A 21,114-nucleotide genomic window follows, 5' to 3' on the forward strand; every position below is an offset into this window, starting at 1 on the left:
TCTTTACCAACTACCGGCTTTAGAGTTCCACCTTACGTACTTCGGTATTACGAACCTTTTCACGCAGAGCCCGCACTTGCTCCAGCCGCCAGGAAAAATGATTGAGTGCAGCGGCGTAGCCATTCATCACTTCAAACTCATACTTGCTCACTTTCCCCTGCCCGTTCGCGTCATCGCGCAAGCGTACAATCAGGAGACAATTCCATGGCCCAACATCGACTTTAATTCTCGACAACCAGTCTTGATGCTCCCATAAACCTTTGGTGTCCAAACATGACTGCGAAGGTCGTGCCTCTGCATAGACCTGTTGTCCGTTCAGGTCAAATAACCAATAATGATCACGTCGTCTGGAGCCAAAAAGCTGATTAACCTGAGTAGGAGTACCCCAACGATTTAGGATAGCCTCATCAAAAGTGGCTACAGTACTTCTTTTCTGAAAGTTGTTGACAAGACGAGCACCGAACAAGACATCCCACGGCCAGCCCAATCGCTCCCCGGACATCACCTCGCCAACCACACGACGTGAGCTCCATTTATCACTGGGGGTCTGGTCGACAATGAAGCGTTTACTGTTGACCTTTAAGGCAGAGAGCGACATTTTCGAGTCAGGTGCAAGTGCTGCCGTAACGGCTGGCCAGGGACCTAACGACACCTTATGCAAGGAATAGGTATTAAAAAGTGGCAGCCCCCAATCAATTGCTATCAGTGGCACCCTGATCAGCACCGGATGGCGCCGGCTGTAGCGCATAACCTGGGCGTCTGCTGCCAAAGGACTACTTCTTCCAACCGGATTCTCCGCCTGTATACGCACTTCACCATTCGCTTCAAGGCTGAGTTGAAATGGCTGGCAAACGTAAGGAAAGCGATTAATGCTGGCAGCAGTGGCGGGGGAACCAAAGGTAATGCTGGTGCCGGTGTAGCTGCCATCCACAGCCCAGGCAACACAGTGGCGTTTGTCACGATTGCCGACCGAGGCGTAGTTGCCTTGGGCCGAAACATAGACCACCAGATAGGGATCGCTACCTTTCCGGGTGCCGTGAATCACATGAGCTGCGTCCTTATCCGCCAGCGCAATCACGGTGATACCGTCTAAGTTCTCGGCGGAAAACGCAGCTGCTGCAGGCAGCTGACTATACATGACCAATACAACAACAATAATAATTCTGTAATTTCTCATGGCGTTATCTGCCGTTATAGCTTAAGGTCCGAGCCAGATATATCCCCACCGAATGTGGCTTTGCCAGACTCAACCAAGCGCCTGCTCTCTTCATAGAGTTTTATATAGTGATTAGGGTCAATAAGATGAAAAACCAGACGATTCAAAGCAGATGGGTTATTCGTTTCATCGAATTTCATAGCAAGAACCGGCCCACAAATCCGACCGCGCATATCACTGTAAAACGTCATCTCCGGAACTGCGTTAAGAGAGGCAGCCATCGGCTTCCATTGGCTCGAAGATCCATCAACTTCCGTCCAGTCCCGGGCACCTCGGTTGCCGGTACCAGGTAGGCATTGATGCGTCATGCTGTCTTGGATCGTCGTCTGTCGCAAGCCTTCTCCCCAACCAATAATATTCGTCATGCTGCCAACCCAATCCTCCTGTCCATACTTCTTCCGCAACTGCGTAAGCACTGCGGCTGCGGTCATCTGTTCTTGCGAAAAATTAATCTGCCGCGTGATCCCGATCACTGTTTCTGGAGCAGCAGGCGGCTCGTCATAAAGAATAATGAATTCACTACCGTCCTCCGCTACATAGATGCGACTCGACGACAGTTGCTTGAAGTTGCCTGTAACCGCTTGCGATTGGCGTGCCCGATCGCGCGTCAGCACGCGACCGACCTCCATGTGATCCCGGATAAGCTTGTCTGCCTGCTCGAAACTCATACCGAGGCGTAAATTAACGATATCCAGACCGACGGATGCATCGGGCATTTCCAGCTCCGTGCTTGGCATCGTTAGAGCATTTAGGTCCGGTGTCCTGGCTGGCCGTAGCTCGAGAGCTTTGATTGGCTCTCGCGTCTTATTATCGACAAGATGTGCGGAGTGTACCTCTGCATCGAATATCAGATATCTGCTCGATAAGGCCTCTTCATTTATTCGCTCTCCCCCTGAGCTGCTGAGCCCCAGGTTCTCGCGAAACATCTCATACCTCTTACGTGCTTCGATAAATGGTATCGGCAATGGCTCACCAGCGATGTGTGCCCCCTTGATGCCAATATCAACAATCATTCCAACACTCCCCCCAAGGGAGAGGGCTTCAGACTGTGTACCAGGGAAGAAAAGCTCCTTGTCGTAGATCAGGATTTCGCGGAAACCCGGGTCGAACTGCGTACTACTGATTTTTTCGAACTGGGCTTGGCGTGCATCACAGTACACCTCCTTCTGACCAAAGCCCAAAGCCGAGCGGCATCCTAGGCGCGGTCCAGCCATCCCGTGGCCGAGACCAAAGGGATAGATCGCCGGCGTATTTTCATCGATATTCTGCAAATAATCGCAGGCTGGAGCCAATGCCGGATATGAATGGAGGTTTGTCCGGCATGAGAGGATTATCGAGTAAATGGAATTTGCGTTCATGTTACCGAGCTGATGGATGCCCGAAACGAAAACGGGAACCGGTTGGCCTTCCTGTACCCTGACTGAACTGGAGTAAAGCCTTAGCCTTGCTGGCAATACTGCAGCGCGCTCATTTGTCCACTCCTTAAATCGCGCAAGAATCTCTGCCTGCTGCGCCTTATCTGGCTTCGGCCTACCTGGGATGAAGAAACGGCCCCAGTCTGGTTCGCCCTTACCAAGCGGCAACGAAGTCTCATACTCCCATCGCGCCATCATCATCTGGCGGTAACCTTCGTCTGACACAGAGTCGGGTAAATACTTTACCGTCAACAAGTCCATCGCCTCGGCCGAGAGTGGTAAGGCATCAACTGTCGGCGGTGACACACTGTCCAGATCCGTCGTTTCCAGGCGACCTATATGCAAGGCTTCTACCTCGTAACGCTTTTCGAACAGGATCGCTTTAGAGCGAGAGTCGATCACCCGCAAGGTGTTAGGAACACCATAAATGACGAAAGCCTCACTTGGTCCCGAACGCTGGCTTTCCTCCCCCACAGACACTAGTTCCGTATTATCAACGCTAACCACAAACTGGACTGTCTTTACAACACCTTCACCTGCCTCGCCTGCCTGTTGCATTTCAGTCGCAGGCGGAAGGTAGCGTCGCACGAGATTAGGAAGAACCAGAATCGGCTGGCGGCTCAGACCCTCGTCTGAAAGAAATTTTGGATCGAATCGATCGTTGAAGCTGCGGTTGACGTCCAGTCTCAGGAGTTGATTTGTTGAGTATCCTTTGGCCTGCAACGCTTGGACAAAGGCGTTATGGAGACGGCTATCTAGGGCAGACCAGGCCGGAGAATAAGCTTCACCATCCCGTTTAAGTTCCGCCCAAAGAGTGACTTCACTTGGCATACTCTCGGCGCGCTTTTTCGCCCAACGCTTAAACAGAGCAATCTGTGACTCAGAGAACCGTCCATTGGTGGTTCTCTGAAAACCGTTGGGAAAAAACGGAACGTAGTCAGTATCATACCGTGCTGTGCGGTTGCCGGAATACAACCTGCCTGCCGATACGGTGGAGTCATACTGGCGGTTATAATAAAGCTTGTCCTGTTCCTCCTGTTGGCGCATCAGAAGTTGCCAGGCATTGGCATCTAGTACATCGCCATGATCGCGTAATAGTAGAAGAGCCAAGGAAGTCTCATTGAAGGATGCAACTGAAGGGGCAGAGGTGCGCTTAGAAATACCGGAAAGCACTATCGGCTGCTTCCCCTGATCCAGTGGTATTGCGTACAGAAGCTGCTCAAGATCTGGATCCTGATAAACCCCAATGGAAACAATTTCAGACCAAACGGGGACACTGGGAGACGATGGCTGTGAGCCTGTCACCACTATCTTAGCATCGGGCATGGCCTCAAAACGGTAAAAAAAACCAATGTAGACTTTCCTTCTCACCCCGTTCCGAGCGCCCTGTGTAGTCCGTAAAGTGGCGAGTACCCGCTCAGCCTCGTCTGGCGCGATAGTCCAAATGTTGGCCAAATTAACCGCTGGCGGGTGGAAGGTAAAATCTTCGGCACAGAGTGCGCGCGGCACAGAGGCACCATAGGAGCTAAGCTTCCTGAAGGTCATGCCGTCCCGTGCCATATCATCGAGACTGAGCTCAAATCCGCCCTTTTCACGGCTGTAGTCACCCAGCTCATACTCCTGCACAACTGCTACTTCTAGCGGCATCGTAACAGCCTTTTCCCGCAAGGCAGGCCCTTGCTGCTCAAGGAAACTCTTGCGGATCCGATCACGTTCAAACTCGTTGTTGCCCCTCCACCCCACAAGTGTTTTTTGATACGACTTAGTGCTCGTAGGGCCCGCCTTTAGTGCTTCGGTGCCGGTCAAAATATATTCACGCCTCTGCTCAGGGGGAAGATGGTTCAGGGCCCAGCACAATGGGTCACCCTCTAACAGTGTCGAATTCAAGCCAAGCTGTACAAAATCCAGGAAGCCCGCAATCGTTGCTTGTTGCTCCTGCGATAGGTTGTGACGACCACCTCCCACGACAGGAATACCGCGGGCAATTGGCAAACCGAATCGCTTTGCGAGAATATCTAATTTTCCAGATTCTCCCGCGTGGTCTATCTGAACCTCGCTGGTAGAGCGAACCTCTGACTGCTTGAATGCAGCACCAGCCGGCGCCGGGGCAACCAAAGATCCAACAGAATTGGCCAGCTTTGGCGACGAAGATGGTGAGGTCTCTCTCTGTTTTGCTGCAGTGTGGGTCTGGGTCGAAGCTTCCAGCTGGGACATGAGCTCAGCAGAGGGAGTCCCCGTCTGTGCTAGTCCGTGGTCGGCCTGGTAGCGCTTGATAGCATCGGCAGTATGGGAGCCAAAGGCTCCATCCACCGGGCCTGGCTGATAGCCGAGTTCGCTCAGCAGATATTGCACGCGCTTTACCTGCTGCGGTGAGTAGTTCGAAGCAGGAGAGTTAGCGGGCGGCGATGTCGTCACGGGTGGCCCGGACACGAGTCGCCAGTTGTCAGCTTTCAACGCCATGCCACTGTACACCTGCCTGTCTGCCACCACGCCGGTTATTTTGATGGAGGAAAGGTTTGGACATTCAAAACCCAGGGCTGCCCGCGCCAAACCAAGCAGCCGCTGCAGCCGTATCTGATCCTCAGTGAACAATGACGGATCGGGTGCCCTGATCGTAACCGGTGCCATCGTATCGCAGCGATACTGAACGGGCAGGCTTAAGGTAACATCCCCATCAGAGCCCAGTTGTCGCTCCTGGGCCACAGAGGTTCCCGCCAGTAACAAGCTGGTCAGCAGTACCGCCCCGATAGCAGGAAAGATCCGCATCACAACGATCCCTCCCTCGATCAGCTCTGTTGATATTCCCAGCCGTTAGGTGTCTGGCAGGCGGTTACCGTGTCCGTTCTCTCGGCCCCGTCGGGAAGAATCACCACCTGTTCGATTGTTCGACAGGTACTTTCTGCCTGGATATTTGCCGTCTCTACTGTCCCTTGAGGCCGTACATTTCCCTTTGCGGCAGCCATTTGCGTGGATGTAGCCGGCGCCAGAAAGCTTCCATGTACGAAGCCGGTAGCCACACCGCCCTGGGAGATCATGTACCAGTCGCTGCCCTTGACTTTACCCTGAACCATGATCACTTCACCTTGGCTCAAACTACCCACGCGCTTATAGTCGGTTCCCGGGCCTCCACGAACATTAACTGCCGAGGTAGCTGCATAGTCTTCGCCTATAAGTTCGAGCGGAGGAATTGTTTCAACACGTTCCTTTAGCACGGGGACCTGAACGGAATCGGTTGTGGACCGGGAATTGACAACCCGGGTAGAGCCAGACGCACCGGTTTGGGGGTTACTCCAGGTCGATGAACTGCCGGTGCGTGCGGTGTTGTGTGTCGCTTCAGCAAGTTGCCTTTGCTCTCTCTCATCGAGATAACGACCTAGCTCCCTGCCCACAAGCGCACCTGCGGCTACTCCACCGAGGATTGCCAGTGTACGCCCTTGGCCGCCACCAATCTGGGAACCAAGCAGCCCTCCTGCCACTCCACCGATAACGGCTCCCATGTCCTGCCTGGTTGTTTCGCATCCCATCAAAGTCAACGAAGCTGTTAGTGATGCAGCCAACATCACAGCGCCCTTGTTCATCATGAACTCCTTCTCGACGTATGGAGACGACGCTTCCCTTACTAACTCAGTGTAAGCAACATCCCCCGAACGGCAAGGAAGCCGCTGCACAATGAATCGTTCTGTGCGCGTTATAGCTATCGGAATGCCTTTCGTTCTTAAGCAACATTACCAGTCCCTGCATCCTCACGCAGCTATTGTCTGTCTACAATGATTAGGAAGGAAATTGGCTTGGTCGTGACTTTATGGGAGAAATGTCATGAGAGGGTTGTCGCACATGACGTTCTGCGTCTGCACGCTGTCCTTTGGTGCATATGCCACTGAGGACTGTACTGAAATACGCTTCACGCCCGGCGCAACGTCTGTGGAAATTCAGGGCGAAGCACCACCAGAAGATGTACTCTGCTACCTCATGCGTACCGGCGAAAATCAGGAGGCAAGGATCCAGGTGCTTGAAGGCTCAAACACCATGATCACAGTCCTCGACATTGCAGATGGACGCCAAGATATCTCTTTCACTACCCAGGCCCGGCAGTACGAGATTAGGGTCGGCCAATCGTTGCGCGCAATCGAGGCTCAGCCCTTCCGAATGCTGGTCAGCGTGGAGTAGTTTCATTCATGCAAGCCTGAGCCATGTTAGGGGCTGGACTGTTTGCAGCTGCAAACAGGCGTAGTAATGCGGGCGCTATTTTGGTCCCAGCATGACGGTTACTGGCAACTCGATCGCGGCACTAACGCTGGCGCTATTAACCCGGCGTAAGTTTACATCTGATAAATAGCTGTTCCGAATCTTCCCCATGACTCCGCGAAGAACCTTATAAAAGCGGAAAGAAACACATTAAAACCAAATAATCCATCAAACCCGCTCGCTTTCCGGCAACAAAAGTAACGACTCGATAGCAAAAAAATTCGCTCTTCCACTCACCACAAAAATAGTATCCGCACCAAAAACAGATCTCCTGCACTCCAAACCGGCAATATCAGACTTCCCCCGTGTCGGCTCCATCCCATTTGAAAATTAAAAATCGTAAAATGATCAATAAATTAAGATAAAAGCTCCCCCCGAAACGGCCCCTCTGTTTAACGGCATACATCTTGCTTTAATAAAATAAAACACTATTCCGCCGCCATCTGTACCTATACAAAAAAGCCCCGCCAGGGGATAAAAAATAAGTGGACCAAAGGGATAATAGATGAACAGCATGATCAATGTTCTTAACAGCATACTCTGGGAATATGTACTGATATACGGCCTGCTGGCGGTAGGCCTGTTTTTTACCGTACGACTCGGTTTTCTGCAGTTTCGCCACTTTCCGGAGTTCATCCGTTCGGTGCTCAGAGCACCGCAGGAAGATCGGGGCGGCATTTCGCCCTTCCAGGCCCTGTGCACCAGCCTGGCCTCCCGCGTGGGTACCGGCAACCTGGCGGGGGTCGCGGTGGCGCTAGCACTGGGGGGACCCGGAGCCATTTTCTGGATGTGGATGGTCGCCCTGGTCGGGATGGCGACGGCCTGTGCCGAAAGTACCCTGGCTCAGCTCTACAAGGTCAGGGATCAACACGGCCAGCTCCGGGGCGGGCCGGCCTTCTATATCGCCAAAGGGCTTAACGCCCCCTGGGCCGGCGCCCTGTTCGCCATCTGCCTGATGGCGGCATTCGGCCTGGTGTTCAACGCCGTGCAGGCCAATTCGATCGCCGAAGCCGTCCACGGGGCCTTCGGGGTGCCCAAGATGGTGGTCGGCGGGCTCACCGCCCTGCTCACCGGCATCATTATCTTCGGCGGGATCCGGAAAATTGCACGCTTCGCCGAACTGGCCGTTCCCTTTATGGCGGCGACCAGGGCGGACATCATGATATAGACGAAGTCCAGGGGGGAAACCTGAAGCCCGCCGAGGTCGACGATGCCGCCCCGGATGGTGCTGGTGACTTCACCGCCGGCGAGTACAGCCCCGCTGACTTCGAATACCGCCGCCACCACCAGGGCCTGCTTGACGGTGAGGGTACCGGCCCCGACGCTGGTCCCGAAGGAATTGGCCACGTCGTTGCCGCCGATATTAAACGCCATAAATACGCCGAACAGGATCGCCAGCAGGAGCAGCAAGACCGCATTCCCCCCCGTGTACCCGACACCCCAGAACATAAAATAGCCGGTCATGCCGATGAACATGACCGCAAAGAACAGGCTTAACCTGGAAATACGCGGAGACCCGACCGGGAGCCCCTTATCGCTGATCGTATGGTAAGACATAGATAATCCCGTTATTGAAATAATGATGTGTTACTGCAGTTAACCGTGACTTTCCCAAAGCTGAAACGATTTAGCCGAGCAGAAACTTAGCCGGGCTCCATGACAAAAAGAAGGCACTCAGATGACAATCGCTGCCATGCATATCGGCCGGCCCGGCTGATGACGATGCCCCGGGCTTGCCTCTACCCTGGACGCGGTATGGAAAATGGCCCTCAGGCCGCCAACCGCATGCGGTAACATCCTTTCCTTTGTGCACTATAGTGAACAGAATCAATATCTTGATTCTGCACGGAGAGACTTATGCGCCTGTTTGCCGGCCTGTTGTTGTCGCTCAGCACCGCCCTCTTTGCCCAGGACTACCGGGTGGAGACCCTGGCCGAGGGCCTGCACCACCCCTGGGGACTGGCGGAGCTGCCCGGCGGCGACCTGCTGGTGAGCGAGCGCCGGGGCCGGCTGCTGCGGCTCACGCCGGAGGGCGGCCGCCACCAGATAAACGGCCTGCCGGACGTCGCCGCCGCCGGCCAGGGCGGCCTGCTGGATCTCGCCCTGCATCCGGACTTTGCCGACAATCGCTGGCTCTACTTCAGCTACAGCCAGCCCGGCCGGGGCGGCGCCGGCACGGCAGTGGCCCGGGCCCGGTTAGAGGGAGACCGGCTGCAGGGCCTGGAGGTGCTGTTCGAGCAGCAACCCAAGACCTCGGGCCGCGGCCACTTCGGCTCCCGCCTGGTGTTCGACCGCGACGGCTACCTGTTCATCACCACCGGCGATCGTTTCCACTCCCGGGACCAGGCCCAGCGGCTCGACAGCCACCTGGGCAAGATCCTCCGCCTGCACGACGACGGCCGGGTCCCCGCCGACAATCCCTTCGTCGGCCGGCGCCAGGCCCGCCCCGAGATCTGGAGCTACGGCCACCGCAATGTGCAGGGCGCCGCCCTCCACCCCGGGACCGGCGAACTCTGGACCCACGAGCACGGTCCCCGGGGCGGCGACGAGGTCAACATTATCAAGAAAGGCGCCAACTACGGCTGGCCCCTGGCCACCTTCGGCGAGGAATACGGTGGCGGCCGCATAGCTCCCCCCTCCCGCCCCGGCATGGAAGACCCCGCCTGGGTCTGGGTGCCGTCCATCGCTCCCTCCGGCATGATGTTCTATACCGGCGACCTGTTCCCCCGGTGGCGGAACCAGCTGTTCCTGGGCGCCCTGGTCGGACAGCGGCTGGTACGGCTGGAGCTGGACGGTGACAAGGTGGTACAGGAGCACCACCTGCTGCGTGGCCAGGCCCGGTTGCGCACCGTCACCCAGGCCGCCGACGGCGGCATCTACCTGCTTACCGACGAACCCGACGGCAGGCTGCTGAAGCTGGTGCCGGCACAATAGGCTGATTTTTCGATTGAATTGCGTTACCCTTTAAAAGTTGTACTTTATTTTTAATATTTTTGTGAACAATAAAGGGATGCAATATGAGTCAGAAAACATGGAACATCTACCTGTCCGGCGAAATCCACACCGACTGGCGCGAGCGCATCATCGAGGGTGCCAGGGCCAAGGGCCTGGCCGTGCAGTTCGGCTCGGCGGTGACCGATCACGACGCCAGCGATCTGGTGGGGGTGAACATCCTGGGTAGCGAGGAAGATCCCTTCTGGCGCGATCGCAAGGCCTCCGGCATCAACAGCATCCGCACCGCCACCCACATCAAAAACGCCGACCTGGTGGTGGTGCGTTTCGGACCCAAGTACAAGCAGTGGAACGCCGCCTTCGACGCCGGCTTCGCCGTGGCCCTGGGCAAACCCGTCATCAGCCTGCACGACGCCGAGCACGATCATGCCCTGAAGGAAGTGGACGAAGCCGCCAAGGCCACCTGCCGCCACCCGGAGCAGGTGGTCGACATCCTGGCCTACCTGCTGTCCTGATCCCAAGGGAGCGATGTCATCAGGACTACTGACAAAGCTCTGGGCTTGCCTAAACACGCAATGCCCATGCCAAAACAGACGGACAAAGGGAACGGCTCCGCCGACCCTCCGCGCCAGGGAGGGCGCGGTGGAGCCTCCATGGATGGATTTACGGCGTGTCGGCGGAGTTGGCCCTTTGGCCGGCTCATGCCAGTGAAACAGACGACTTTGTCATCAAGCTAAGCGGAGCCCTGGTCTGCGCTTTTTTGTTTTATGTGCCGGTTTCTGTCGGTTTTTGCCAATCGGGTCCGGGTTATTCAGCGTTTTCTGTTTTACACTCTGGGCCTGTATCGATGCAGGATGTAACGCATGAAGAACTGGATGACAGCACTGCTGCTGTGCCTGAGCCCGCTGGCCTGGGCCACGGAGCCGGTATGGATAGACGTGAGAAGCGCCGAGGAATACCAACAACAGCACCGACCGGGTGCCGTGCATATTCCCCATACCCACATCGCCCGGGGCGTGACCGAGCGCTACCCCGACAGGGACACCCCCATCAACCTCTACTGCCGCAGCGGCCGACGCTCCCAGCTGGCCCTGGAAGCCCTGCAGACCCTGGGCTATCGCCGGGTAGTGGACCACGGCGCCCTGGAAAACCTCCAGGCCGGCGGCCTGAGCACCCAGGGTGTCATCCTCGACACCCTTTCCTTCGAACCCTGAAACACCGCGGTCTAACGGCTGGCCTTTCTGGCCGCCCCCGGGGCGGCCCGACCTCATCAGTGCCTGTCGAGTTCGTGCTCGCGCAGGCCCACCTTGAGCACCCGGTCGCCGTCCACGTCCGCCACCGTCCACACCATGTCGTAGCGGATGAAATGGTCGCCCACCACCGGGTGGCCGCTGTTGTGCTTGAGCATGAACTCGCCCAGGGTCAGCTCCGCCTCGCTCTCGTCCACGTCCACCCCGTACATCAGCGCCACGTCGCCCATGCGGGCACCGGCGTCGAGGATAAAGTCGCCGAAGAAGGCCCTGGCCTTGCTGCGCGCCGCGTCCAGATCACCGCCGAACATGTTGTTCAGGGTTTTCAGGTGATTGCTGCGGCCGATCACGCACAGGGTGTCGTGCATCGCCAGCCGGGTACTGCCCGAGGCCGGCAGCAGGTTTTCGCCCCGGAACACCGCCGCCACCCGGCAGTGGGGCGGAAAGGTGAGCTGGCGCACCACCACACCGTCGATGGACTCGCTGTCCACTGTGTAGAGGAACATCTCGAAGTCGTCTTCCGGAAAGATGCCCAGCATGGAGCGGCGCCTGGGCGCCGGCTCGGGCGGCACTTCCACATCCAGCAAGCGGGCCACCTTCGGCAGGCTGGAGCCCTGGACCAGCAGCGAAATCAGCACCACGAAAAAGGCCACGTTGAACAGCATGGACCCTTCGGGAATGCCCGCCATCAGCGGGAAGATGGCCAGCACGATGGGCACGGCGCCGCGCAGCCCCACCCAGGAAATAAAGCCCAGCTCGCGGAGGTTGAAGCGGAAAAAGGGCACCAGCGACGCCAGCACCGCCAGCGGCCGGGCCACGAAGATCAGCGCCAGGGCGATCAGGCTGGCGGGAATGGCCATGGCCCACATGTCGGAGGGCGAGATCAGCAGCCCCAGCACCAGGAACAGGCCGATCTGGCTGAGCCAGGCCAGGCCGTCGTAGACCGGCAGAATCGCCTCCATATGGCGCAGCCGGGCATTGCCCAGCACCAGGCCGGCCAGGTACACCGCCAGGAAGCCGCTGCCCGCGAGGGAGGCCGTGAGCGCGAACAGCGACAGGCCGAAGCCGGTCACCAGTATCGGATACAGGCCCGAGGCCAGCTCCACCCGCTTGATCAGCTGCACCAGCAGGATCCCGCCCAGCAGGCCGGCCACCGCGCCCACCCCGAACTGGGTGAGCAGGAACAGCAACGCATCGCCGGCGCCGTCCATCTCGCCGGTGATCAATGCGATCAGGGTGAGGGTGAGGAAGATGGCCATGGGATCGTTGGTGCCCGATTCGATTTCGAGCGAGGCTCCCACCCGCTGGTTGAGGTGCATGCCCTTGCCGCTCAGCAGCGAGAACACCGCCGCCGCGTCGGTGGAGCCGACGATGGCCCCCAACAGCAGGCCGTGCAGCCAGCTCAGGTCGAGGATGTAGACGGCGAGAAGACCGGTGATGCCGCTGGTGATCACCACCCCCAGGATGGCCAGGCTGAGGGCCGGGCGCAGGCCCACCCGGAAGGTTTCCATCCGGGTGCGCATGCCGCCGTCCAGCAGTATGATGGCCAGGGCCAGGTTGCCGATGCCGTAGGCCAGGGAATAGCTCTCGAACTCGATGCCGCCGGGCCCGCTTTCGCCGGCCAGCATGCCGATGCACAAAAAGATAAGCAGTATGGGGATACCCGAGCGGGCCGACAGCAAGGTGGCCAGCACGCTTAAACACAGCAAAACCCCGGACAGCAAAAACAGGTGCTCTATATTATTCAATCAGGTTATTCCGACAGGGTTTAGATGGCGTAGTTATATCACATTCGCCACCTTCAGATAAAAGTGAATTTTTAATTAAAAATATAAAATATATATTCAAAAAAATGGCGCCGCTACTGTCATCGTTTTATTCAACCTCATACCGCTCCCCCGTCTGTTCCAGCGCCCGACGCAGGACCTGCCGGTGCAGCTGCAGATCCGCCTCGCCGAACAGCACAAAACGCAGATGGCGCACCCTCTTCAGTGACGTTCTTTCGGCCAGCAAGGTGTTGAAGGCGATGTCCGCCGCCTCCTCCATGGGGTAGCCGAAGACGCCGGTGGAAATGGACGGAAAGGCCACCGAGCCCAGACCCTGACGCTCGGCCAGCCGCAGGGCATTGCGATAGCAGGCCGCCAGCAGCTCGTCGGAAGGAATATCCACCCCGTACACCGGCCCCAGGCAGTGGATTACATGGCGGTTGGGCAACCGATGGGCTCCAGTGATCACCGCCTGGCCGGGGCGGATGGGCGCCAGCGGTCGGCATTCCCGGGCCAGCTCCGGCCCCGCCGCCCGGTGAATGGCCCCGGCCACCCCGCCGCCGGGCAACAGGGCGGCATTGGCGGCGTTGACGATGGCGTCCATGTCCGGCTGGGCGGCGATGTCGCCGCGCACGCACTCCAGGATCAGCGCTCCAATACGAATTTTCATGGCCTGGCTCCTTGCGGTTCGTCTCTTAAACAGCGTAATGCCTGCGTTGCCGCTTGGCGATGTCCGCCCTGAACACGACCATCTACACTTGAGTAAGCCGGGTGTCGTGCCCCTCGCCCCACGGAGCCCCCATGCCCAGCGTCCACCTTTCGAATACGCTCGCCCAGGAACTGCTCCGCCAGGCGGTGCTCGATCCCTCCAGCCACAATACCCAGCCCTGGCTGTCCCGCCATCATGCATCCGGTAGTAGGACCAAATCGTGGTCGCGGTGAGGTCCGGATAACCGCTCCCCCCGGCTTTCGTGTCTGGCTCAAGCCCCTTGCCTTTCTCTTGTCCGGCCACCAGAATGGATCCGAACGCTGCCCCGCTCCAGCCGGCGCAGCCGCCTTCAACCATGCACAGGGGAGCGAGCGAGATGTCCGAATACGGCGCCATGGTAAGCTGGGAGCGGGGCGATCAGCCCTTCGTCGACAATCAATACAGCCGGGGCCACTGGTGGCAGTTCGACGGCGGCGCCCGGGTGCCGGCCTCTTCCTCGCCCCAGGTGGTGCCCCTGCCCTGTTCGGTGGCGGCCAACGTGGATCCGGAAGAGGCCTTTGTCGCCGCCCTCTCAAGCTGCCATATGCTGTTCTTCCTCGCCCTCGCCGCCAAGCGGGGGCTGGTGGTCGACGCCTACACCGACGAGGCGGTGGGGTTGATGGAAAAGGGCCCCGACGGCAAGGTCGCCATGACCCGGGTGACCCTGAGGCCCAAAGCGCTCTTTGCCGGCGAGCCCCGGCCCGACCGGCAAACACTGGAGCAATTGCATCACCAATCCCACCAGCTGTGCTTTATCGCCAACTCGGTCAAGAGCGAGGTGGTGACCGAAATCCAGGAATAAGCGCCGTCCGGCGGCTTGCCGATTGCGCCCATCGTCCGTTCTTATCAAGGGGAATCATGTCGCTACTGTCCATCGAACCCATCACCGAGGCCGCCTGGCCGCAGATCCTGGCGCTCCAGGCCGAATGCTACCAGGAGGTGGCGCCCGAAAGCGAAGCGGTGCTGCGCAGCAAATGGCGCGCCTCCCCCGCCACCTGCCTGCAATGCCGGGACCGGGGCGGCGCCCTGCTCGGCTACCTGCTGAGCCACCCCTGGCCCCACGCCGGGCTGCCGGCCCTGCACCGGGAGTACGAGATAGCGGGCCCCTGCGACCGGCTGTACCTGCATGACCTGGCGGTCAGCCCCCGGGCCCACGGCCTGGGGGTGGGCAAGGGGCTGGTGGCGGCGCTGCTCGACCGCGCCCGGGCACAACGGTTCGCGCGCATCAGCCTGGTCTCGGTGCAGGGCTCCGAAGGCTTCTGGGCCCGCTTCGGTTTCCGGCCCCTGCACCGAGCCGAACTCTGCGCCAGCTACGGGGACGCCCCCAGGGCCATGGCGCTGGAACTGTAGCGCGCCCAATAGTTTAAGATTTGGGCCGCAACGATATTTGGGCCGCGGGCGTCCCGCCTGCGCTCCGGAGGGTCTAATCAATAATCAAACCCCGGCTGGGCCTTGATGCCGGCCTCGAAGGCGTGCTTGATCGGCTGCACCTCGCTCACCGTGTCCGCCAGCTCGATCAGGGCGCGGTGGCAGGCGCGGCCGGTGATCACCACATGCTGGTGGGCGGGGCGCTGTTTCAGCGCGGTCAGCACCCGCTCCAGCTCCAGGTAGTGGTAGCTCAGCATGTAGGTCAGCTCGTCCAGCAGCACCAGATCGATGGCCGGGTCGGCCAGCAGTCGCTCGGCGTCGGCCCAGGTCTGCTCGGCGGCGGCGATGTCCTGCTCCTTGTTCTGGGTTTCCCAGGTGAAGCCGGTGCGCATCACGAAGAAGGCCACCCCCGCCGGCTCCAGCAGGTTGCGCTCGCCGCACTCCCAGGCCCCCTTGATAAACTGCACCACCGCCGCCCGCTTGCCGTGGCCCACCGCCCGCGCCACGGTGCCGAAACCGGCGGTGCTCTTGCCCTTGCCGTTGCCGGTCAGCACCAGCAGCACGCCCCGCTCCTCGGTGGCGGCGGCGATTTTGGCGTCCACCTTCTCCTTCAGCCGCTGCTGGCGTTCCCGGTGGCGCCGGGCCTTGGTCTGCTCACGGTCGTCTTGTTCACTCATGTCATTATCCTTGTTGTATCGAAGCCACTAGCAGCTCCAGGTTGAGGTGTTGTTCCAGGGTATCCGCCAGCCGCTCCAGGCTCTGCTCGCGCAGGGCGTCCCAGTCCGGGGACTGCCGGCCGCTCTGGATCCCGGCCCAGGCCAGCAGCCGGTCGCAGGCCTCTGGGTGGTCGAACAGGCCGTGCAGATAGGTGCCGAGCACCTGGCCATCGTCCGACAGCAGGCCGTCCGCCGCCGTCTCGCCCCCGGCGCGGACCAGCTCGAAGGGCCGCTCGCCCGGCGCCAGCAGCCGGCTTTCGCCGCAGTGGATTTCATAGCCCCGCACCGGCGCCCGGCCGCCCGCCAGCCGCAGGGTGCCGGTGACGTTGCGCAGCTGCTTGTGATCTTTCAGCTCGGTCTCCAGCGGCAGATAACCCAGGCCCCGGCTTTCGCCGGCCTCGCCTTCGAGGCCCAGCGGATCCCTGACCCACTGGCCCAGCATCTGGTAGCCGCCGCAGATGCCGAGCACCTTGCCGCCGTAGCGCAGGTGGCGCGCCAGGGCCTGGTCCCAGCCCTGGCGGCGCAGCCAGGCCAGATCGGCGCGCACCGCCTTGCTGCCGGGCAATATGATGAGATCCGCCGGCGGCAGACGGCCGGGCTCCTCGCTGCTGTGCACCAGGGTCAACTCCACCCCCGGATGCGCCCGCAGGGGCTCGAGGTCGGTGTGGTTGCTGATGCGCGGCGGCACCAAGGCCAGCACCCGCAGCGGCTCGGACTCAAGGCTCCGGCTGGCGGTGCGCATGATGGCGTCTTCGGCGTCCAGCCTGAGATCGGTGAGATAGGGCAGCACCCCCAGCACCGGCTTGCCGGTGAGCCGCTCCAGCATGGTCAGGCCGTCCTGCAGCAGGCGGAGGTCGCCGCGAAAACGGTTGATCACAAAACCCTTGATACGCGCGCGCTCGGAGTCGCTCAGCAGCGCCAGGGTGCCCACCAGCTGGGCGAAGACCCCGCCCTTGTCGATATCGGCCACCAGTATCACCGGGCAGTCCACCTCCTCGGCGAAGCCCATGTTGGCGATGTCGCCCTGGCGCAGGTTGATCTCCGCCGGACTGCCCGCCCCTTCCACCAGCACCAACTGGTGTTGGCCGCACAGCCGCTGGTAGGAGTCGAGGATGGCGGCAAAGAGCCGCGCCTTGTTCTTGTTGAGGCTGTCGGGGCCGAACAGCTCGCTCGCTTCCACCGAGGACAGCGCCCGCCCCTGCAGTATCACCTGGGCGCGGGTGTCGCTCTCGGGCTTGAGCAGCAAGGGGTTGAAGTCGATCTGCGGCGCCAGCAAACAGGCCGCCGCCTGCAGCGCCTGGGAGCGGCCGATTTCGCCGCCGTCGACGGTAACGGCGCTGTTCAGCGCCATGTTCTGGGGCTTGAACGGTGCCACCCTGATGCCGCGGCGGGCGAACAGCCGGCCCAGCCCCGCCACCAGGGTGGTCTTGCCGGCGTCCGAGGCGGTGCCCTGCACCATCAGGGTCAGGGCCCGGCCCTCCGGCCCGGGAGGTAAAGAGAAAGGGTCCGGCATGGGAGTTTTCCTTGAATGATAAAGCGTCATTGGCGCGCCAGGGCCCCGCCCAGGGCGCGAAAGTAGCGGCCGAAGGCGGCGTTGCAGCGCGCCCGTTGAGTACCCCGGGGGTAGAGGCCCTGCTCGGCCTCGGAGGAGGCGAGGGTGCCCTTGACCAGAAAGGCGTTCTTGATGGGCGCGTCCTGCACGAAGGCCTCGAAGGCGCGGGCGCACAGCTCTTCCGGCTGGCTGTAATACAGGATGCCGTGGCGCCGGTCCGCCTCGGCCGAGGCGCGGAACAGCTCGCTCGGCTGTGCGCCGGTGTCGTCCAGCAGCACCGCCTGGAAGCAGTCGAACAGCGCCTGGTTGAGCGGGTGCGCCACCCGGGCCGCCTCGTCCAGCCAGGCACGGGAGGCGAAAACGTTGGGGACGGTGCCGGTAAAGGCCTTGTCGGCCATATGGTGGTCGAAGGCGTGAAACCATTCGTGGGCGATGCTGCCCGGACCGGCGTTCTTGGCCAGGGCGAAGCTGCGGCTGGCCGGGTTATAGTGGGCCGCGACCCCGGGCCGGCCGCCGATGCCGTATTGCAGGCTCAGGGTGCCGCGCAACGACACCAGCTGCTCAGGCCCCTGCAGGATCAGCATCAGATCGCACAGGGCATCGTAGAACAAGCCCGCCGCCCGCTCCCGCTCGGCCCGGGTGACCCAGCGGCCGAGCTCGATGGCGCGAAAGTCGAAACGCCGGCGCAGGGCGGCGAAGTCCACCCCCTCGCCGCCGTGTGTCGGCCCCCGGCGATAAAAACGATCGGTGTTGTGTTCGCCCGCCATGGTGCCGGCTCCCTGCTGCTGTTCGGTCGAGCCCGGGATTGTACCGGCGCAAGCGGCGGGCAGGCAAACCCCGGGCTATTCGTCCACTACCATGGCGAAGCCGCCGTAGATCAGCCGCTTGCCGTCGAAGGGCATGGGGTTGACCTCGGGCTTGAGCCGCGGGTCTTCCATCACCCGGGCCATGCCCTGGTCGCGCACCTCGCGGGAAGGCCAGAGGATCCAGGAGAACACCACGGTTTCGTCCTCCCGGCACTTCACCGCCATGGGGAAGGAGGTCAGCTCGCCCTGGGGCACGTCGTCGCCCCAGCATTCCACCAGCCGCAGGGCGCCGTGCTCCTTGAACACCTCGGCGGCGGCGCGGGCATGATGGATATAGATCTCCTTGTTGCGGGTGGGCACGGCGGCCACAAATCCGTCTACGTAGTTCATCTCAATGATCCTCGCTCAATGATTCGTTTCAAATGCTGCGGCATCGACCGGATACCACACGCAGACACGCCGTAAACCCCTCCCTGGGGGCTCCGCCGCGCCCTCCCTGGCGCGAAGGGTCTGCTTAGTGGCACCCGGTTGCTGCCTTCCCGTGTTCTACCATTCGACTGGCTATATTTGTCGGTCCTTGGGCGGCAGCTCGCGCACCGGCCGCAGCTCTATGCTGCCCAGCCGGGCCGGAGGGATGCGGCCGGCCAGTTGCAGCGCCTGGTTCAGATCCCGGGCTTCCAGCAGGTAGAAGCCCGCCAGTTGCTCCTTGGTTTCGGCGAAGGGGCCGTCCGAGATCAGCACTTCGCCGTCACACACCCGCACCGTGGTGGCGTTGGCCACCGGCTGCAGGGCCTGGCCGGCCACGAAGTGGCCCTGCTCGCTCAGCCGCTCCACGCAACGGATGCATTCCTGGTTGAGAGAGTGCCACTCCTGTTCGGACATGGCGTTGATCAGGCTTTCCCGGTAGTACACCAGCGCCAGGTATTTCATGATGGCCTCCCCTGGCCGCCGGCCTGCTCGCAGCTCACCATCCAGTCGACGCCGAAGCGGTCGGTCGCCATGCCGAAGCGGTGCGCCCAGAAGGTCTCGGCAAAGGGCATCTGCACCCGGCCGCCCTCGGCCAGGGCCCGGAACACCTGCTCGGCCCGGGCCGGCTCCGGATACTCCAGGTGTATCGACACCCCCTGGGGCTTCTGGTAACAGTCGCCGCCGGCGTCGCTCGCCATCAGCAGGCGACCGCCCAGGTTCAGCCGGGCATGGGCGATGCGTTGCTGGCAGTCGGACGGCATCTCGGCCGCCACCGGGGTCTCGGCATAGGGCAGCATCATCTCCAGTTGCCCGCCCAGCAGCTCGGCATAGAAGGTCATGGCCTCCCGGCAGCGGCCGTCGAACATCAGGTAGGTGGCCACGGCGACCGGCAGTTTGGCCATCCGCTCGCCCATGGCCCTGTGCTTATCGATGGCCGCCCCCGGGGCAAAGTCTTCCAGCTGGTAGTAGGGCCGCAGCTCCAGGGTGACGTCGCCGTCGAGCCGGGGCCACTGCCGCGCCCAGGCGATCGCCTCTTCTTTGGAGGCCACTTCCAGCACCGAAAAACCCGCCAGCAGTTCCTTGGTCTCGGCGAAGGGGCCGTCCGTCACCGTCGGCTCGCCGTCGCGAAAGGAAATACGGCAGCCTTCGCGGCTGGGCTTGAGCCCTTCGCCGGACACCAGTACCCCGGCCTGCACCAGCCGCTCGTTGTAGTCCGCCATGGCCTGCAGCAGTTCCTCCGAGGGCATCACACCCTGCTCGGTGGCGGCGTCGGCCTTGCGCATCAAGATGAATTTCATGGTGGTTCTCCCGTGGTGGTTCGCTTGTGGTTATCAGTAAGTCGCGCGGGCCGAGGGCAAATCGACAAGGGTCGGTCATTTTTTTCCGTTTTTTTCGGATAACCCATCCAGCTCCCGCAGCCGCCGGGCCAGGAAGCGGCGCTCCGGCTGCTGGCGGCACAAGTCCAGGGCGCGCCGGTAGGCGGCCCGGGCGGCAGTGTGCTCACCCGCCCGGCGGTAGAGATCGGCCCGGGCCGCATGGTAGAGGTGGTACCCCTGGATGGCCTTGTGGCCGCCCAGCTCGTCCAGCAGCCCCAGCCCCCGCGCCGGGGTGTCGGCCATGGCCAGGGCCACCGCCCGGTTCAAGGCCACCACCGGCGAGGGCTGCAGCCGGTACAACGCCTGGTACAGCTCGGCGATGCGCGGCCAGTCGGTATCCTGCGGGCGGGGGCTCCGGGCATGCTCGGCGGCGATGGCCGCCTGCAGGGCATAGGGCCCTGCCGGTTGCCGCCAGGCCAGCGCCAGCAGGCCGAGCCCTTCGTCTATCTGGGCCCTGTCCCACAGGCTGCGGTCCTGCTCTTCCAGGGTGACCAGGTCGCCGGCGGCGTCCTGCCGGGCCTGCCTGCGGGCATCGTGCAGCAGCATCAGCGCCAGCAGGCCGAACACCTCGCCGGCAGGCAGCAGTTGCGCCAGCAGCCGGGCCAGGCGGATGGCCTCGGCCGAGAGACCGGGATCCAGCACCCGCTCCCCCTGGCTGCTGGAGTACCCCTCGTTGAACACCAGGTACACCACCTTCAGCACCACCGCCAGCCGCTCGGGCAGGGCGGCGGCTTCCGGCACCTCGTAGGGAATGGCCGCCTCGCGGATCTTCTGCTTGGCCCGCACGATGCGCTGGGCCAGGGTGGCCGGTCGCTGCAACAGGGCGCTGGCCACCTGCTCGGTGGTCAGGCCGCAGACTTCGCGCAGGGTCAGGGCCAGCTGGGCTTCGGTGGCCAGGGCCGGATGGCAGCAGGTGAAGATAAGCCGCAGCAGATCGTCGTCGATGCCGGCCTCCTCGTCCGCTGGCGGCACCGCGGGCTCCTCGGCGGGCGGCCGTTGCTGCCATTGCCGGCGCCGCAACTGGTCGATGCCCTTGTGGCGGCCGGTGGCGATCAGCCAGGCCAGGGGCTGTTCGGGCCGGCCCTGCGGCGGCCATTGCTGCAGGGCGGCGGCGAAGGCCTCCTGCATGGCCTCTTCCGCCAGGTCGAAGTCGCCCAGCAGGCGGATCAGGGTGGCCAGCACCCGGCGGGAATGCTGGCGGTAGAGGTCGTCCTGGGTCTGGTTGGCGGGCATGGG

At 61.5% G+C, this 21,114-nt stretch carries 18 protein-coding genes and 2 pseudogenes; 7 read left to right on the forward strand and 13 right to left on the reverse strand.

Going from position 1 to position 21,114, the window contains the following annotated elements:
• Window positions 1-19: 19 nt before the first annotated feature.
• The 3 genes from ACT7DK_RS11790 to ACT7DK_RS11800 are packed head-to-tail and all read right to left on the reverse strand — an operon-like array spanning window position 20 to window position 6,212.
• Window positions 20-1,177, reverse strand: coding sequence for a hypothetical protein (locus tag ACT7DK_RS11790; RefSeq protein ID WP_445399358.1), 1,158 nt, complete (start codon window positions 1,175-1,177; stop codon window positions 20-22).
• 14 nt (window positions 1,178-1,191) lie between these two features.
• Window positions 1,192-5,397: a peptidoglycan-binding domain-containing protein gene (locus tag ACT7DK_RS11795; RefSeq protein ID WP_445402336.1), complete on the reverse strand. Its 4,206-nt coding sequence runs from the start codon at window positions 5,395-5,397 to the stop codon at window positions 1,192-1,194.
• 20 nt (window positions 5,398-5,417) lie between these two features.
• On the reverse strand, window positions 5,418-6,212 hold the full coding sequence (locus tag ACT7DK_RS11800; RefSeq protein ID WP_445399360.1) for an SH3 domain-containing protein: 795 nt from the start codon (window positions 6,210-6,212) through the stop codon (window positions 5,418-5,420).
• Between the two features lie 253 nt (window positions 6,213-6,465).
• On the opposite strand from ACT7DK_RS11800, the gene ACT7DK_RS11805 reads away from it, so the two are divergent.
• Together ACT7DK_RS11805 and ACT7DK_RS11810 are read left to right on the forward strand one after the other, a co-directional pair.
• Complete coding sequence (locus ACT7DK_RS11805; RefSeq protein WP_445399362.1) at window positions 6,466-6,798, forward strand: hypothetical protein; 333 nt, start codon at window positions 6,466-6,468, stop codon at window positions 6,796-6,798.
• A 583-nt stretch (window positions 6,799-7,381) separates the two neighbouring features.
• A pseudogene (locus ACT7DK_RS11810) lies at window positions 7,382-8,017 on the forward strand (alanine/glycine:cation symporter family protein); the annotation flags it as partial.
• Window positions 8,018-8,070: 53 nt separating this feature from the next.
• On the opposite strand, the pseudogene ACT7DK_RS11815 reads toward ACT7DK_RS11810, so the two are convergent.
• Window positions 8,071-8,433 (reverse strand): annotated as a pseudogene (locus ACT7DK_RS11815) (inorganic phosphate transporter); the annotation flags it as partial.
• Between the two features lie 300 nt (window positions 8,434-8,733).
• Here ACT7DK_RS11815 and ACT7DK_RS11820 point away from each other — a divergent pair.
• The 3 genes from ACT7DK_RS11820 (at window position 8,734) to ACT7DK_RS11830 (ending at window position 11,042) form a co-directional block, all read left to right on the forward strand.
• Window positions 8,734-9,810 carry a PQQ-dependent sugar dehydrogenase gene (locus ACT7DK_RS11820; RefSeq protein ID WP_445399364.1) on the forward strand — a complete coding sequence of 359 codons (1,077 nt, stop codon included), beginning with the start codon at window positions 8,734-8,736 and terminating at the stop codon, window positions 9,808-9,810.
• Window positions 9,811-9,893: 83 nt separating this feature from the next.
• Window positions 9,894-10,343, forward strand: coding sequence for a YtoQ family protein (locus ACT7DK_RS11825; protein WP_445399366.1), 450 nt, complete (start codon window positions 9,894-9,896; stop codon window positions 10,341-10,343).
• Window positions 10,344-10,691: 348 nt separating this feature from the next.
• A complete protein-coding gene (locus tag ACT7DK_RS11830; RefSeq protein WP_445399368.1) occupies window positions 10,692-11,042 on the forward strand; it encodes a rhodanese-like domain-containing protein in 351 nt (116 codons plus the stop codon).
• A gap of 56 nt (window positions 11,043-11,098) precedes the next feature.
• Here the strand turns inward: ACT7DK_RS11830 and ACT7DK_RS11835 are convergent, their stop codons facing one another.
• Complete coding sequence (locus ACT7DK_RS11835; RefSeq protein WP_445399370.1) at window positions 11,099-12,826, reverse strand: potassium/proton antiporter; 1,728 nt, start codon at window positions 12,824-12,826, stop codon at window positions 11,099-11,101.
• A 127-nt stretch (window positions 12,827-12,953) separates the two neighbouring features.
• Window positions 12,954-13,514, reverse strand: coding sequence for a macro domain-containing protein (locus ACT7DK_RS11840; protein ID WP_445399372.1), 561 nt, complete (start codon window positions 13,512-13,514; stop codon window positions 12,954-12,956).
• A 415-nt stretch (window positions 13,515-13,929) separates the two neighbouring features.
• Here ACT7DK_RS11840 and ACT7DK_RS11845 point away from each other — a divergent pair, with 415 nt between their 5' ends.
• Window positions 13,930-14,394 (forward strand): OsmC family protein, encoded by a 465-nt coding sequence (locus ACT7DK_RS11845; protein ID WP_445399374.1) that lies wholly within the window; start codon window positions 13,930-13,932, stop codon window positions 14,392-14,394.
• Between the two features lie 56 nt (window positions 14,395-14,450).
• Window positions 14,451-14,942, forward strand: coding sequence for a GNAT family N-acetyltransferase (locus ACT7DK_RS11850; protein WP_445399376.1), 492 nt, complete (start codon window positions 14,451-14,453; stop codon window positions 14,940-14,942).
• A 77-nt stretch (window positions 14,943-15,019) separates the two neighbouring features.
• Here the strand turns inward: ACT7DK_RS11850 and cobO are convergent, their stop codons facing one another.
• The 7 genes from cobO to ACT7DK_RS11885 form a co-directional block, all read right to left on the reverse strand.
• A complete protein-coding gene (cobO, locus tag ACT7DK_RS11855) occupies window positions 15,020-15,637 on the reverse strand; it encodes a cob(I)yrinic acid a,c-diamide adenosyltransferase (protein ID WP_445399378.1) in 618 nt (205 codons plus the stop codon).
• A gap of 4 nt (window positions 15,638-15,641) precedes the next feature.
• The gene (locus tag ACT7DK_RS11860; RefSeq protein WP_445399380.1) at window positions 15,642-17,189 is read right to left on the reverse strand and encodes a cobyric acid synthase; all 1,548 of its coding nucleotides are present in this window, start codon (window positions 17,187-17,189) and stop codon (window positions 15,642-15,644) included.
• A gap of 26 nt (window positions 17,190-17,215) precedes the next feature.
• The gene (locus ACT7DK_RS11865; protein ID WP_445399382.1) at window positions 17,216-17,995 is read right to left on the reverse strand and encodes a CLCA_X family protein; all 780 of its coding nucleotides are present in this window, start codon (window positions 17,993-17,995) and stop codon (window positions 17,216-17,218) included.
• Between the two features lie 75 nt (window positions 17,996-18,070).
• A complete protein-coding gene (locus tag ACT7DK_RS11870) occupies window positions 18,071-18,424 on the reverse strand; it encodes a DUF1428 domain-containing protein (RefSeq protein ID WP_445399384.1) in 354 nt (117 codons plus the stop codon).
• Between the two features lie 171 nt (window positions 18,425-18,595).
• Window positions 18,596-18,964, reverse strand: a complete 369-nt coding sequence (locus ACT7DK_RS11875; RefSeq protein WP_445399386.1) for a YciI family protein — start codon at window positions 18,962-18,964, stop codon at window positions 18,596-18,598.
• A complete protein-coding gene (locus ACT7DK_RS11880) occupies window positions 18,961-19,800 on the reverse strand; it encodes a YciI family protein (protein ID WP_445399388.1) in 840 nt (279 codons plus the stop codon). Before ACT7DK_RS11880 ends, ACT7DK_RS11875 begins: the two co-directional genes overlap by 4 nt.
• Before the next feature lie 75 nt (window positions 19,801-19,875).
• The gene (locus tag ACT7DK_RS11885) at window positions 19,876-21,111 is read right to left on the reverse strand and encodes an RNA polymerase sigma factor (RefSeq protein WP_445399390.1); all 1,236 of its coding nucleotides are present in this window, start codon (window positions 21,109-21,111) and stop codon (window positions 19,876-19,878) included.
• Window positions 21,112-21,114 lie beyond the last annotated feature (3 nt).

Source organism: Zobellella sp. An-6, from assembly GCF_052487945.1.

Coding starts and splice junctions, on each gene's coding strand:
- ACT7DK_RS11790 (WP_445399358.1), bottom strand. CDS start 1,177: ATGAGAAATTACAGAATTATTATTGTTGTTGTATTGGTCATGTATAGT.
- ACT7DK_RS11795 (WP_445402336.1), bottom strand. CDS start 5,397: ATGCGGATCTTTCCTGCTATCGGGGCGGTACTGCTGACCAGCTTGTTA.
- ACT7DK_RS11800 (WP_445399360.1), bottom strand. CDS start 6,212: ATGATGAACAAGGGCGCTGTGATGTTGGCTGCATCACTAACAGCTTCG.
- ACT7DK_RS11805 (WP_445399362.1), top strand. CDS start 6,466: ATGACGTTCTGCGTCTGCACGCTGTCCTTTGGTGCATATGCCACTGAG.
- ACT7DK_RS11820 (WP_445399364.1), top strand. CDS start 8,734: ATGCGCCTGTTTGCCGGCCTGTTGTTGTCGCTCAGCACCGCCCTCTTT.
- ACT7DK_RS11825 (WP_445399366.1), top strand. CDS start 9,894: ATGAGTCAGAAAACATGGAACATCTACCTGTCCGGCGAAATCCACACC.
- ACT7DK_RS11830 (WP_445399368.1), top strand. CDS start 10,692: ATGAAGAACTGGATGACAGCACTGCTGCTGTGCCTGAGCCCGCTGGCC.
- ACT7DK_RS11840 (WP_445399372.1), bottom strand. CDS start 13,514: ATGAAAATTCGTATTGGAGCGCTGATCCTGGAGTGCGTGCGCGGCGAC.
- ACT7DK_RS11845 (WP_445399374.1), top strand. CDS start 13,930: ATGTCCGAATACGGCGCCATGGTAAGCTGGGAGCGGGGCGATCAGCCC.
- ACT7DK_RS11850 (WP_445399376.1), top strand. CDS start 14,451: ATGTCGCTACTGTCCATCGAACCCATCACCGAGGCCGCCTGGCCGCAG.
- cobO (WP_445399378.1), bottom strand. CDS start 15,637: ATGAGTGAACAAGACGACCGTGAGCAGACCAAGGCCCGGCGCCACCGG.
- ACT7DK_RS11860 (WP_445399380.1), bottom strand. CDS start 17,189: ATGCCGGACCCTTTCTCTTTACCTCCCGGGCCGGAGGGCCGGGCCCTG.
- ACT7DK_RS11865 (WP_445399382.1), bottom strand. CDS start 17,995: ATGGCGGGCGAACACAACACCGATCGTTTTTATCGCCGGGGGCCGACA.
- ACT7DK_RS11870 (WP_445399384.1), bottom strand. CDS start 18,424: ATGAACTACGTAGACGGATTTGTGGCCGCCGTGCCCACCCGCAACAAG.
- ACT7DK_RS11875 (WP_445399386.1), bottom strand. CDS start 18,964: ATGAAATACCTGGCGCTGGTGTACTACCGGGAAAGCCTGATCAACGCC.
- ACT7DK_RS11880 (WP_445399388.1), bottom strand. CDS start 19,800: ATGAAATTCATCTTGATGCGCAAGGCCGACGCCGCCACCGAGCAGGGT.
- ACT7DK_RS11885 (WP_445399390.1), bottom strand. CDS start 21,111: ATGCCCGCCAACCAGACCCAGGACGACCTCTACCGCCAGCATTCCCGC.